The following is a 13,868-nucleotide window of genomic DNA, read 5'->3' as shown; positions in this document are numbered from 1 at the left end:
TCTGAGAATTGTATCTACCAACACAGACGGCCTTTTGAAATTCATATACGGAAAGTGGATGCATCTATAGCCAATCTACTCCTCTATCTATTCATTTGACGGCGACAGATTAATTTATCGAGGAGTCCACTGGTCGAGTATGTATGCAACAGCCGGAACTCGATTCTAACGCCCCTGGCGAACTCGTCTCGTACGGCCGGCGGTCGTACTACAAGCCCGATCCGCTGCCACCGTCCCGAGACCTCGCTCTCGGGAACGATTTCTACGAAACGCTCTCAGACGCGACGTTCTGGCTCGGGAAACTCAGTGGCGTGAGTCTCGAACTCGATTTCCCGCCAGTACTCTACACGTCCCTCCTCCGTAAGGAAGCCATGGAATCCGCCGAAATCGAAGGCGCTGACGTCGACTACGACGCTCTCTACAGTCTCGAAACGCGCTCGTTTGACGCCGGCGAAGAGGAAGTCAGCACCGAATCCACGAGGGGCCAACGGAAGGACACGCAGGAAGTCCTCAACTACGAAGACGCTATCGAGGACGGTATCGAGGCACTCGACCGAGGCGAAGACCTGACCGTCGAACGGCTCCACGAGTTCCACGAGACGCTTCTCACGGGCGTTCCAGACGACCGCGTCGATACCGATACGCTCGGCGCGTACAAGACGAAACCGAACCATATCGGTGACTTCCTCCCACCCATTCCAGGCCAGGTCGACGGCCTGATGGACGCATTGTTCACCTACTACAGAACTGGCGGAAGCTACCACCCGCTCGTGGACGTCGCGCTCTTCCATTACCAATTCGAGACCATCCACCCGTACGGCGACGGGAACGGTCGTCTCGGCCGACTCCTCATCACGCTCCAGTTGTACGACGCTGGCTTTCTCGAACGCCCGAATCTCTACCTCAGTGAGTACTTCAATCGAAACAAGCCGACGTACGTCGACCGGTTGGCGGCCGTTCGATACGATGGCGATTGGGAAGCGTGGCTCTCGTTCTTTATCGAGGGCGTCGCTCGGCAGGCCCACGAGTCCGTCGACCGAACACTCTCGCTAGCCCACCTCAGGCGTCAGTACGACGCCGAGTACGGGGGAAAGTCGTACACGAAGAACCAGCTCGCAGTGAAGCTCTTCGAACAGCCCTACGTCACGAGCAAGACAGTGCAACGGCTCTTCGACGTCGAGCAACCGACGGCGTCGCGAGCGATCAACGACCTCGTCGACGAGGGAGTCCTCGAGGAAGTGACCGGAAAGGGACGGAACAAGGAGTATCGTGCCCGCGAAATTTTCGAGATCCTCGAGCAACCACCGCAGACCTACTGACCACGGTGGCGGCGTGCCGGACGGTGTCGTGTGGCGCTCGAACCCTGTGAGCCCCGTGAACGACCGCAGTGGTTCGAGACGGCGACCCGTCTCGTCACTGAGCGAACCGGAGATTCGAGAGGTCAGCGAGGGCGTCGCTCTCGCACGATGCCGAATCCTCGATCTTCGGGCAGCTCGCCAGAGCGTGCTCTGACGGTGAACCGTCTCGCTCGCTCCGTTCGCTCGGCGGATGCTGGTCCGACGCCTACGTCACCTGTACTGAGCGAATATCGTTGCCCGGAAACGGTGGTAAAACTCTCGTCCGATACCCACTCGTTCGCGGCCGGTATCACCCACGTAGGTCGTACAGTCGGCGGAACGCCGTCGGTGGGAAGCGCAGTTCGACGCGGCTGGGCGGGCGGCCCTGGCCGTCGGTGGCCTCGGCCTGGACGCGCTCGACGACGCCGACCTCGGCCATCTCGTAGAGGTAGCGCTTGACGGTCCCGGGCGAGAGGTCGACCGCGGGGACGGCGCTTATCGCCTCGGTGGTCGCGGTGACCGAGGCGCGGTCCTCGGCGGGGAGGTCGACGAGTTCCCGGAGGACGAGCTGTTTGTTCGCCGGGAGCGCGAGCACGCGGGCCAGCGAGACCGACTCCCGTGGGACCTCCTCGGTCGCGGCGGTCACGTCGGCCTCGGCGAGGCGGGCCCGTTCGTCCTCGGTCGCCCGGACGGCAGCGACGAACAGCGCGGCCATCGCGTCGTGGGCGTTGCCCTCGGCCCACTCGGCGATCCGGCGGGCGAGGTCGTGGTCGAGGCCCTGCCGGGTGAGCCCGAGCGAGGCCCGCGTCATCAGCAGGTCGACGAGCGTCTCGCGGCGGTAGCGGTCGACGCGTATCTCCGCGGCCGTGTACTCGGTCAGCACCGTCTCGTCGGGGTCGCGGCGGCCGACGGCGAGCCAGCTCACGTTGCTCGGGAGGCCGGCGAACAGGTCGACCAGCTCCTCGCCAGTCGTCCCCTCGGGCTCGCAGACGTGGTCGACGGCGACCACGACGCCCGTGCCGGCGTCGCCCAGCAGGTCGTGGAGCCGCTCGCGTAGCTCGGCGGTGGAGATGCCGTGTTCGGGGACCGGCTCCTCGACCAGCGCGTCGAGGACGCCGCGGTAGAAGGCGAACTCGCTGGTCGTCTCGCGCAGGTCGAGGCAGGCGAACGCGGGCGAGGTGGGCGTCGCCGCGCGCGTGCTGGTGTGGATGATCGACCGGGTCTCGGTCGACAGCCGGTCGAGGTGGGCGAACAGGGCGGTGACGACGGCGGACTTGCCGGCGCCGAACGGTCCCGAGACGTACGCGTTCGGCGGGAGCTGCCCGTCGAAGACCGGGTCGAGGTGGTCGAGCAGGCGTTCGAGCGTCGGCCCGCGGTCCGAGGGCTCCTCGACGTGGGCGACCGGCGACAGCGACTCGTAGTCCTCGACGAGGCGGCGGCCGCCGGTCCGTCGCTGTCGCCGTTTGATGCGCGCGTCGATGTCCATGGGAGTCCGGGTGAACGGTTGTGAATCAGTTCCGTCTCGGTATATAAATCAGGTGGTCCGCGCGCCGGCGGGGGACCGCGGCGGGGCGGTCAGAGGTACCCCGCGTTCGGCAGGACGCCCAGGATCGCCAGGACGCCGACTGCGAGCATCGCGAGGGCGATGGCCATCGCGGGCGGGTCGATGTGGGTGCCCGAGTGGGCGTAGAAGATCCGCTGGGTCACCTCGCCGAGCAGGCCGCTGACGGCGCCGAAGACGCCGGCGGCCACCAGCGCGACGACGCCCCCGGCGACGGGGTCGACGACGACCGCGCCGACCGCGCCGACGAGCGTGATGTGGTGGGTCACGGGGATCTTCTCGACGCCGAGGTTCAGGAACAGCAGGCTCATCGCCGAGATGGCGTAGCCCATGAAGACGCTGCCCGTCTGGATCCAGATGTAGCCGCCGAGGATCCCGCCGACGAGGCCGATGGCGGTGACGCCCGACCACTTGTACTGGTGGGGGAGCCACGGTTCGGTCGCAAGTCGGTCGGCGTGTTCCTCGGGCACCTCGCCGCCGTCCGTGGCCATCCGCGGCTCCTCGCGCTCGAAGGGCGACATATCGAGCAGGCTCCCGCCGGCCGAGCGGCCGACGATCGGGTAGCCGAAGACGGCCCGGGCGATGAACGCGCTGGCGACGACCGCCAGCGCGATGGAATCGGTGACGCCCGTCCCGTCGACGACCAGCACCGCCGCCGAGAGCTGGTTGATGACCACGCCGATGACGCCGAAGACGGCGCCGACCGCGAGGATGTCCGGCTTCGTGCCGAACGCGTAGAGGATGTTCTTCCCGAAGTGGTAGTCCCAGCCCTCGGGTTCCATCTCGGGGTACTTCTTGCCCGCGTACGCGGACGCCGCGACGCCGCCGGCGAAGGCGACGTGCGGGCCGGTGACGGCGCCGAAGCCGATGACGCCGGTCACGCCCGCGGCGAGTTCGCCCTGGCCGATGGCCGGGAGGGCCATGACCTCGCGCTGGAGGATCGCGAGCCCCTCACCGAGGAAGACGACGAAGCCGGTGAAGACGAACGCCGGGAGCGCGCCCAGCGCCGCGCCGAACGCGCCGCCCGCCATCGCCGTGATCAGCAGCAGGATGAACTGTTCCCACTCCATGCCGATGACCGGCACCTGGAGGGCCGTCTCGTACATGGATCACTCCTCCCGCGCCCAGTCGAGCGAGCGCTCGACGGCGTCGTCCCAGCGGCCGTACATCCGGTCGGCCTCCTCGGCGTCCATCTCCGGAGTGAACTCCCGGTCGACCTGCCAGTTGTCCCGTAGCTCGTCGACCGAATCCCAGTAGCCGACGGCCAGGCCGGCGGCGTAGGCCGACCCGAGCGCGGTCGTCTCGTCGACCTCCGGCCTGGCGATCTCCGTCTGGATGATGTCCGACTGGAGCTGACAGAGGAAGTCGTTCTTGACCGCGCCGCCGTCGACCCGGAGGCTCGTCGTCTCGACGCCGGAGTCGGCCTCCATCGCCTCGGCGATGTCGCGGGTCTGGTAGGCGATCGATTCCAGCGTCGCGCGGACGATGTGCTCCTTCCGGGTGCCGCGGGTCATCCCGACGATGGTGCCGCGGGCGCGGCCGTCCCAGTGAGGTGCCCCGAGCCCGGTGAACGCCGGGACCATGTACACCCCGTCGGTCGACTCCACGGAACGGGCCAGCTCGGCCGTCTGGGCGGCGTTGTTGATCAGGTCCACGTCTTCCAACCACTCGATTGCGGCGCCGGTGATGAAGATCGACCCTTCCAGGGCGTACTGGACGGGCTCGCCGGACATCTGGAAGCCGATGGTCGTAAGCAAGCCGTGTTCCGAGGAAACGGCCTCGTCTCCGGTGTTCATGAGGTAGAAGGAGCCGGTGCCGTAGGTGTTCTTGGCGTCGCCGGCGTCGAAGCAGGTCTGACCGAACAGGGCCGCCTGCTGGTCGCCGAGCGCGCCCGCGACCGGGACCTCGGCGCCGAGGAAGCCGTCCGGGTCGGTCGAGCCGTAGGTCGCCTCGTCTGAGGAGGGCCGGACCTCGGGGAGCATCGACTCGGGGACGCCGAACTCCTCGAGGAGTTCCGGATCCCAGTTGAGGCCCTCGATGTCGTAGAGCATCGTCCGCGAGGCGTTGGTCACGTCGGTGATGTGCTCGCCGGTGAGGTTGTAGATGAGCCAGGTATCGATGGTGCCCATCATCAGTTCGCCCGCGTCGGCGCGGTCGCGGACGCTCTCGCCGCGGGAGCTCTGGAGCTTCAGCGGCTCGGCGTTGTCGAGGATCCACTCGGCCTTCGTGGCGGCGAAGTAGGCGTCGGCTTCCAGCCCGGTCTTCTCGCGGATCCACCCGACCTTGTCCTCCTCCTCCAGCTGTTCGACGCGGTCGGTGGTGCGGCGGTCCTGCCAGACGATGGCGTTGTGGACCGGCTTGCCCGTCTCCGCGTCCCAGACGACCGTCGTCTCGCGCTGGTTGGTGATCCCCAGTGCCTCCAGCTGGCTCGCGTCCAGCCCGCCGTCGCGGAGGCCCCGCGTGACGACCTCCTGCGTGTTCTCCCAGATCTCGATGGGGTCGTGCTCGACCCACCCCGGCTCGGGGTAGATCTGCTCGTGCTGTTCGTATGCGTTCGCGACGACCTGGCCCGCGTGGTCGAACACCATGAAGCGGGTGCCGGTCGTCCCCTGATCTATCGCGCCGATGTACGTGTCTGCCATTGTCTGTCACCGTGTGGCGGGAAGTTTACTTCGACTGCCGCCCTGATGGTAAACAATATCAGGAATCATTATAAATGTTACTGACGGTCGGGTATCGGAGAGTAAAATAAGCGCCCGGTACCGCAGTAGCGTCCGCGGATAGCGGTACCACGCGGGTCGGGATCGAACGGATCTATCGGATTTTATCGCTTTCATACCCGGATATTGGGGAAGAAGACCCATTCGCTCTGTGCGGCCGAACGGGGTGATACCCACTGTGAGGGGTGCGGGATGACACCGGCGGAGAGGTAGAATCATTTTATTTACCGATGGGTGGTTTCCGCCGATGAAGTAAAGTGGGTGGGCTCCGAACGCCGTGGTAGATGGCATCGACACCCCACATCGCGGTGCTCGGGGGCGGTTCGACGGGCAGCGGCGTCGCGCGCGACCTGGCGATGCGCGGGTTCGACGTGACGCTCGTCGAGCAGGGAAACCTCACGCACGGGACGACCGGGCGGATGCACGGGCTGCTCCACAGCGGCGGCCGCTACGCGGTCTCCGACCGGTCCAGCGCGCGGGAGTGCATCGCGGAGAACCGGGTCCTCCGGGACATCGCCGCCCACTGCGTCGAGGAGACCGGCGGCCTGTTCGTCAAGCGCCCCGAGGACTCCGAGGCGTACTTCCAGGAGAAGCTCGACGGCTGCGAGGCCTGCGGGATCCCCGCCGAGGTGCTCTCCGGCCGGGAGGCCCGCGCGATGGAACCCCACCTCGCCGAGGATATCGACAGAGCGATCTGGGTCCCCGACGGCGCCGTCGACCCCTTCCGGCTCGTCGTCGCCAACGCCGCCAGCGCCGTCGAGCACGGCGCGCGCGTCGAGACCCACTCCGAAGTGACGGACCTGCTCGTCGAGGACGGACAGGTCGTCGGCGTCGAGGTCGAACACGCCTCCGGGCCGGGCCTGCGCGTCCACGGCACCGAGGGCGGCCGCGAGGAGATCCGCGCCGACCACGTCGTCAACGCCACCGGCGCCTGGGCCGGCCAGATCGGCGACATGGCCGGCGTCGATATCGAGGTCCGCCCCTCGAAAGGCGTGATGACGATCATGAACGTCCGGCAGGTCGACACGGTGATCAACCGCTGTCGGCCGAAGGGCGACGCCGACATCGTCGTCCCCCACGAGACCACGGCGATCCTCGGGACGACCGACGAGGAGGTCGACGACCCCGAGGACTACCCGGAGGAGCAGTGGGAGGTCGACATGATGATCGACACCCTCTCGGAGCTGATCCCCATGCTCGAAGAGGCCCGGACGATCCGCTCCTTCTGGGGCGTCCGCCCGCTGTACGAGCCGCCGGACGTGGGCAGCACCGACCCCACCGACATCACGCGCGACTTCTTCCTGCTCGACCACGACGATCGCGACGACCTGCCCGGCATGACCAGCATCGTCGGCGGGAAGTTCACCACCTACCGGCTGATGGCCGAGCAGATCGTCGACCACGTCTGCGACCGCTTCGGCGTCGACGCCGCCTGCCGCACCGCCGACGTACCGCTCCCGGGGAGCGAGGACTTCACCGTCCTCCGGGACTACATGGACGAGTTCGGCCTCCAGTCGCCGATCGGCCGCCGCAGCGTCGAGCGCCTCGGCTCCCGGGCCGACGAAGTGCTCGACACCAACGGGCCGAACCCGGTCGTCTGCAACTGCGAGGGCGTCACGCGCGCGGAGGTACAGGACGCCATCGAGGGGTCGGGCTCGGACCTCAACGCCGTCCGCATCCGGACGCGGGCCACGATGGGCAACTGCCAGGGCGGCTTCTGCGCCCACCGGCTCGCGGGGGAACTGGAGGACAGCTACGACGAGCCCACCGTCCGCGAGGCCTGGGACGAACTGCTCCAGGAGCGCTGGAAGGGGCAACGGCACGCGCTGTGGGGCCAGCAGCTCTCGCAAGCGATGCTGAACTACGCGCTGCACGCGACCACGCAGAACCGCGACCGCGACCCGGCCGACGCCGAGGGGACCCTCGACTTCGCGGCGTTCGACGGCGGGCCGAGCGAGGCGGGCGACCGCCCGAGCGACGAGAGCGCGGGCGACGCCGGCCTCGCCACCGACGGAGGGCGCGATGGCGATTGACTCGGAAGTCGTCGTGGTCGGCGGCGGGCTCGCCGGCGGGTTCGCCGCACTCTCGGCCGCCCGCACGGGCGCGGACGTGCGACTGCTCTCGTACAAGCAGAGCACGCTCGCGCAGGCCTCCGGGCTCGTGGACGTGCTGGGGTACCCGCCGGACGGGACTGCGAGCGACGGGGACGGCGGTCCGGTCGTCGACCCCTACGCGGCGATCCCCGATCTCGCGGACGAACACCCCTATCGGACGGTCGGCGTCGACGGCGTCCGTGAGGCGATGGCGGTCTTCGACGAGGTGGCCGACCGCTACCGCGGCGCCCACACCGACCGCAACGCCCTGCTCCCCACGCACGGCGGAACGATAAAGCCGACAGCGCGATACCCAGCCGGCGCCGCGGCGGGCGTCGCCAGCGACGACCGCGACGCGCTGCTGGTCGGCTTCGAACGGCTGGTCGACTTCGACGCGACACACGCGGCCGCCCACCTCGAAAACGCGGGCGTCCCGTTCGAGGTCGAGGGCGCGACGATTTCCTTCCCCGGCGATCTGAACGCCGACGCGAAGGTGACCCGCTACGCGAAACTCCTCGACGAGGACGCGCCGGTCGAGACCCGGTCGGGCGGGCAGCGCCGTGCCCGCGACGCGCTCGCGGCCGCGGTCGAACGCCACCTCGACGGCGCCGAGCGCGTCGGCTTCCCCGCGGTGCTGGGCGACGACGACCCCGCCGCGGTCCGCGAGTCGCTCGAAGCGGCGCTGGGGGTCCCCGTCTTCGAGGTGCCGATGGGGCCGCCGTCGCTCCCCGGCCTGCGACTGGAGGACGACCTCTACGCGGCGCTGGACGCCGCTGGCGTCAGTATGGAGACGGGTAACCCCGTCGTCGACTACGAACCCGACGGCGGGGGCGACGCCGCCGGGCGGATCGCGTCGGTCTCGATCGACCGCAACGGGGCGAAGATTCCGTTCTCCGCCGACCAGTTCGTCCTCGCGACGGGCGGGCTGATCGGGAAGGGGGTCGGCTCCGACCGCGATGGCGTCGAGGAGCCGGTCTTCGACTGCCATGTCCCCCATCCATCGGACCGCTACGAGTGGTTCGACACGGACGCCTTCGGCGACCACGAGTTCGCCCGCTTCGGCGTCCCGACCGACGGCGACCTGCGGCCGCTCGACGCCGGCGGCGACCCCGAGTTCGGGAACCTCCGGGCCGCCGGCTCGGTGCTGGGCGGCTACGACTTCGCGGCCGAGAAGTCGGGCAGCGGCGTCTCCATCGCGACCGGACACGCGGCCGGCAGGGCCGCAGCGGAGGCGGTCCGATGAGCGGCGACGGTGCGGAGAACGGGACGGAAGGCGGTGCAGCGGACGATGCGGACTCCGATCCGGGAGACGAGACGGACCCGGGACCGCCGCGCGTTCCCGACGGGGGTACAGCGAGCGGCGGCGCGGGCGACACGACGGGACCCATGAGCGACACCGACCACACCAGCGACTTCGAACCGGCGGCACCGAACCCCGACGAGAACCACGAGGCGACCCAGGTTTTCGGGGAGGCCGAGGAGTTCGACCTGCGCCCGGGCGCCGACTCCTGTTACAAGTGCTCCTCCTGTGACACCAGCTGCCCGGTCGCGGAGGTCGACGACGACTTCCCCGGGCCGAAGTTCCAGGGCCCCGAGCAGTGGCGGCTCACCCAGACGGACGACGACTACGAGGTCGACGAGTCGGTCATGTCCTGCTCGAACTGTATGCGCTGCGACGACGCCTGCCCCTCCGGCGTCCCGCTCAGTCAGATGCACAACACCACGCGGGGCCGCTACGTCGACGAGCAGATGAGCAAGCTCTCGGTCGAGTACTGGCGCAACCGGATCCTCGCCAACTACCGCACGTCGGCCGCCCTCGCGAGCAAGGTCCCCCGGCTCGCGTCGTTCGCGATGAACTTCGGCCCGGCCCGCTGGGTCATGGAGAAGACCCTCGGCGTCACCAGCGAGCGCGACTTCCCGGAGTTCGCCGCGGAGACGTTCACCGACTGGTGGCAGGCTCGGGGCGGCGCCCAGGTCCAGTCGGCCGACAAACGGGTCGCGTACTTCCACGGTTGCTACGCCGAGTACAACACCCCGGAGGTGGCGAAGGCGCTCGTGCGGCTGTTCGAGCACTTCGGCTACCAGGTCGCCGTCCCCGAGCAGGGCTGTTCGGGCACGCCGATGTTCGCCAACGGGATGTTAGACGACGCCCGCCGCGACGCGGAGACCAACGTCGCGTCGCTGTCGGCGCTGGTCGAGGAGGGCTACGACGCCGTCTGTTCCTGCACCTCCTGCTCGATGAGCCTCCGCCAGGAGTACCCCGAGCTGTTCGACTTCGAGGGCACGGCGGAGGTGGCCGCCCACACCTACGAGGCCGTCGAGTACCTGCGGATCCACGAGGACCTGTCCGGCGCCGTCGCCGAGGCCGACGTGGACGGAGAGCTCGCCGAGGAGTTCGCCTACCACGCGCCGTGTCACGCCCGCAACCAGGGGCTGGACCGCCAGGCCGTCGAACTGTTCCGGGAACTGGACGGCGTCGATATCGAGGACGTTGGCGACTCCTGTTCGGGCATCTCGGGCACCTACGGCTGGAAGGAAGAGAAGTACGACTACTCGATGGAGATCGGCGAGGAGATGTTCGAGCACATGGAGTCGACGGAGGGCGAGACCGGCATGACGGAGTGTCCCACCTGCGCGATGCAGATGGAACACGGCACCGGCTACGAGATCCGCCACCCGCTGGAACTGCTCGAAGCCGCGCTGGTCGACGGGCGCTGAGGCGCAGCCACACCCTTCGGCGTCGTCACCCACTCCGGACGAAGGTAACCGGGCAGGGCGCTTCGAGCAGGACCTTCTGGGCCGTCGACCCGAACACGGCCTTCCCGGAGGGGCGGCGCTTGCGGCCGCCGACGAAGACGAGGTCGGCGTCGGTGGTCTCCGCGAGCCCGACGACCTCCTCGCCCACGCCACCGACGCGACCGCGGATCCGCACGTCGAGTCCGGCCTCCGAGAGGCGGTCGCGGAACGCCTGAACGGTCGTCTGCCGGGCTGCGACCGCGTCGGGTTCGGCGTCGTCCCCGAAGCCCAGCCGGTCGCCCGCCTCGGCGAACCGCTCGCGGGAGAACACGTGGCCGAGGACGACCGTGGCGTCGGCCGGCCCCGCCACGTCGCTGACGGCGGTCACGATCGGGTCGGCGCGCGCCTCGTCGCCCGGGCCGACGGCGACGAGGACAGTGTCGAGTGCCATACCGATCGGTTGCCGTCCGCGCCGCAAGCGCCTTTCGTCGGTTCATCCGCGTCGGTACCGACGAACGACGAGTAAGGAGTTCCTACCCGGTGTTCTTCATCCCCGCGGCGATGCCCTGCACCGTGAGCCGCAGGGTCCGCTCCTCGGCCTCGGTGAGGTGCGACTGGTCGAGCAGGCGCACCTGCAGGAGGTTGAGGGGGTCGACGTAGGGGTTGCGCCGGGCGAGGTTCTCGGCCAGCCACTCCCGCCGCAGGAGACTGTCCCGGTCGGTGATCGTCTTCACCAGTTCGACGGCGGACTCGTACTCCTCGCGGATGCGCGGGAAGAACTCCGCGCGGAGCTCGTCGGGCGCGAGGTCCGCGTAGCGCTCGGCGATCTCCATCTCCGAGCGGGCCAGCGCCAGCGCCGCGTTGTCCAGCGTCGTCTGGAAGAACAGCCACTCGTCGTACATCTCCCGCAGCGTCTCCACGTCGCCGCCCGAATCGAGGTACGCCTCGATGCCGGTCGCCAGCGAGTACCAGCCGGGGAGGATACAGCGGGCCTGCGTCCACGAGAACACCCACGGGATCGCCCGCAGGTCGTCGACGCTGCGGTCCTCCGAGCGAGAGGCCGGCCGCGACCCGAGGTTCAGGTCCTCGATGACCGTGATGGGAGTGGCCGTCTCGAAGAAGTCGACGAACCCGTCGGATTCGAGCAGGTCGACGTACTCCGCGCGGGCGGCCTCGGCGGCCGTTTCCATGGCCTCGGCCCACTCCTCGGGCACGTCCTCGACCGGCTGTTCCATCGCGTTGTGCCGGGCGCGGATCTGGGCGTCGAGCATCTGTTCGAGGTTGCGCTCGGCGATTTTCGGGTTGGCGTACTTCTCGGAGATGGTCTCGCCCTGCTCGGTGAACTTGATCTGCCCGGAGACGGTCTCGTTGGGCAGGGCGAGCATGGCGTCGTTCATCGGGCCGCCGCCCCGGGAGATGGAGCCGCCGCGGCCGTGGAACAGCCGCATCTCCACGTCGTAGTCGTCGGTGATCGCCGCGAGCCGGCGCTGGTTGCGGAAGAGGCTCCAGTTCGCTGCGAGGAAGCCGTTCTCCTTGTTGGAGTCGGAGTAGCCGAGCATGATCTCCTGGACGCCGCCGCGGGCCTCCAGCGCCTGCTGGTAGGCCTCGTTCTCGAACAGCGTCCCCATGATGCGCCGGGCGCCGTCGAGCGCGTACTTCGACTCCAGGAGCGGGACCACGTCCAGCCCGCAGTAGCCCGGCAGGTCGACGACCCCGGCCTGGTCGGCGAGGAAGAGCACTTCGAGGACGTGGGACGGCTCCTCGCACCAGCTGATGGCGTAGGTGTCGATGGCGTCGACGCCGTAGTCGTCCTGCCACTCGGCCGTCTTCTCGAAGCGGCGGAGCACGCGGGCGGCCTCGTCGGAGAGGCCCGCCCGGTCTCCCAGGTCGACCACGGGCTGGTCCTGCAGGATGGCCTCGGTGAGGAAGTCGACGCGCTCGCCCTCGTCCATCGACTCGTAGTCGATCCCCTCGCGGTCGACGGCCTCGGCGATGGCGTCCGTGTGTTTCGCGCGGTGGTCGCGCAGGTCGAGGCTGGCCAGCGAGAAGCCGAAGGTGTCGACCGTGCGGTAGAGGGGGTCGACGTGGGCCTCGGCGATGACGTCGCCGCCGTTGGCCCGCAGGCTCTCGGCGATGGCCGCGATGTCTTCGAGGAACTCGCTCTCGTCGCCGTAGCCGCCGGGGCGCACGTCGTCGACGCGGAGGACGCGCTCGCGCATCAGCTTGAGCAGTTGCCGGTAGGGCTCGTCCGGGTAGCGCTCGCGGGCCGCCTCCGCCACGGCGGGCAGCCGCTCGCGGTGGTCGGCCAGCCGCTCGTCGAGGCGCTCCCCGGTCTCGATCTCGCTCGCGTCCTGACTGAGGACGCCCGACAGCGTCTTCAGCCGGTCGCGGTACAGCGGGACCGCGACCGCCCGCTGGCGGTCGAGCGTCTCCTCGGTCACCTCGGGCGTGACGAAGGGGTTGCCGTCCCGGTCGCTCCCGGCCCACGAGCGGAACTCGTAGAGCTTCGGCACGTCGACCTCGCCGTCGAACTCGTCGTCGACGGCCCGCTCCAGGGCGTCGTACACCTCGCTGATGACCTCGAAGAGGACGTTCTCCAGGTACCACTGGACGTTCAGCGCCTCGTCGGTCACGTCCGGCCGGCGCTCGCGGACCTGCGCGGTCTGCCAGAGGCTGGTCACCTCGGCCTCCAGGTCCCGCTCAACCACGGCCTGCTCGTCGCGGGTCAGCCGCACCTCGTCGAGCCGTTCGAGGTCGTCGGCGACCGACCGGAGCTTCGCCTTGACGGTCTTCCGGCGGGCCTCGGTCGGGTGGGCCGTGAACGTCGGCTGGATGAGCACGTCGTCGAGCACCTGTTCGACGGTCTCGGCGTCGAGGTCCCGCTCGGCCAGTTCCTCGACGGCCGCGCGGACGCTGTCCTCAAGGGTCCCCTCGTGGCTCCCCTCGCGGATCTCCCGGACGCGCTGGCGCTCCTCGGCGAGGTTGATCAGCTCGAAGTACGTCGTGAACGCCCGCGCGACCACGTCGCTCTCGGCCGGCGAGAGTCCGTCGAGCGTCTCGTCGATGGCCGCCCGGTCGTCGGCGTCGCCCCGCCGGTAGTCGATCGCCGCCGTGCGGATCTGTTCGACTATTTCGAACGCAGATTCGGATCGCTGGTCCCGAATAATCTCGCCGAGCAGCTCGCCCAGCTCCCGTACGTCCCGGTTGATCTCTCTGTCATGCAATTCCATAACAATGCGTCTCAGGGCCACTCCTAAAACGTTAGCGGATTTCGACATCCCACAGGGACGTACGTGTAAGACCGGTTCCCCGTGGCGAACCCGGTTACCGGGACTGGATCGACCGACGGAATCAACCCGGAACGGGTTCGGGAATACCGAATCCAGCATCTCGGCGAGTATCGGCGCGATACCGCGAACGA

At 68.7% G+C, this 13,868-nt stretch carries 9 protein-coding genes; 4 read left to right on the top strand and 5 right to left on the bottom strand.

Features of this window, described 5'->3' with window-relative positions; genetic code table 11:
• Nucleotides 1-143 precede the first annotated feature (143 nt).
• On the top strand, nt 144-1,319 hold the full coding sequence (locus ACMGFI_RS15945; RefSeq protein WP_436910820.1) for a Fic family protein: 1,176 nt from the start codon (nt 144-146) through the stop codon (nt 1,317-1,319).
• Nucleotides 1,320-1,647: 328 nt separating this feature from the next.
• On the opposite strand, the gene ACMGFI_RS15940 is transcribed toward ACMGFI_RS15945, so the two are convergent.
• The 3 genes from ACMGFI_RS15940 to glpK all read right to left on the bottom strand — a co-directional run bounded on the left by ACMGFI_RS15940 (nt 1,648) and on the right by glpK (nt 5,540).
• Nucleotides 1,648-2,823, bottom strand: coding sequence for a Cdc6/Cdc18 family protein (locus ACMGFI_RS15940; protein WP_436910819.1), 1,176 nt, complete (start codon nt 2,821-2,823; stop codon nt 1,648-1,650).
• Between the two features lie 89 nt (nt 2,824-2,912).
• Nucleotides 2,913-4,004 (bottom strand): DUF7973 family transport facilitator, encoded by a 1,092-nt coding sequence (locus ACMGFI_RS15935; protein ID WP_436910818.1) that lies wholly within the window; start codon nt 4,002-4,004, stop codon nt 2,913-2,915.
• Nucleotides 4,005-4,007: 3 nt separating this feature from the next.
• Nucleotides 4,008-5,540 (bottom strand): glycerol kinase GlpK, encoded by a 1,533-nt coding sequence (gene glpK / locus ACMGFI_RS15930; RefSeq protein WP_436910817.1) that lies wholly within the window; start codon nt 5,538-5,540, stop codon nt 4,008-4,010.
• Between the two features lie 362 nt (nt 5,541-5,902).
• On the opposite strand from glpK, the gene glpA reads away from it, so the two are divergent.
• The 3 genes from glpA (at nt 5,903) to ACMGFI_RS15915 (ending at nt 10,429) form a co-directional block, all read left to right on the top strand.
• Entirely contained in the window at nt 5,903-7,651 is a 1,749-nt protein-coding gene (gene glpA / locus ACMGFI_RS15925; RefSeq protein WP_436910816.1) for an anaerobic glycerol-3-phosphate dehydrogenase subunit GlpA, read from the top strand.
• Nucleotides 7,641-8,954, top strand: coding sequence for a glycerol-3-phosphate dehydrogenase subunit GlpB (glpB, locus tag ACMGFI_RS15920; RefSeq protein ID WP_436910815.1), 1,314 nt, complete (start codon nt 7,641-7,643; stop codon nt 8,952-8,954). The genes glpA and glpB overlap by 11 nt, the downstream gene beginning before the upstream one ends.
• 143 nt (nt 8,955-9,097) lie before the next feature.
• Nucleotides 9,098-10,429 (top strand): anaerobic glycerol-3-phosphate dehydrogenase subunit C, encoded by a 1,332-nt coding sequence (locus ACMGFI_RS15915; RefSeq protein WP_436910923.1) that lies wholly within the window; start codon nt 9,098-9,100, stop codon nt 10,427-10,429.
• A 25-nt stretch (nt 10,430-10,454) separates the two neighbouring features.
• Here ACMGFI_RS15915 and ACMGFI_RS15910 read toward each other — a convergent pair whose 3' ends face one another.
• Together ACMGFI_RS15910 and ppc are read right to left on the bottom strand one after the other, a co-directional pair.
• Nucleotides 10,455-10,898: a universal stress protein gene (locus ACMGFI_RS15910; protein ID WP_436910814.1), complete on the bottom strand. Its 444-nt coding sequence runs from the start codon at nt 10,896-10,898 to the stop codon at nt 10,455-10,457.
• An 82-nt stretch (nt 10,899-10,980) separates the two neighbouring features.
• Complete coding sequence (ppc, locus tag ACMGFI_RS15905; protein ID WP_436910813.1) at nt 10,981-13,677, bottom strand: phosphoenolpyruvate carboxylase; 2,697 nt, start codon at nt 13,675-13,677, stop codon at nt 10,981-10,983.
• Nucleotides 13,678-13,868 lie beyond the last annotated feature (191 nt).

This window comes from Halosimplex marinum (assembly GCF_051414075.1).
GTDB classification, from domain to species: Archaea; Halobacteriota; Halobacteria; order Halobacteriales; family Haloarculaceae; genus Halosimplex; species Halosimplex marinum.
This window is presented reverse-complemented; position numbering and strand designations above follow the sequence as displayed.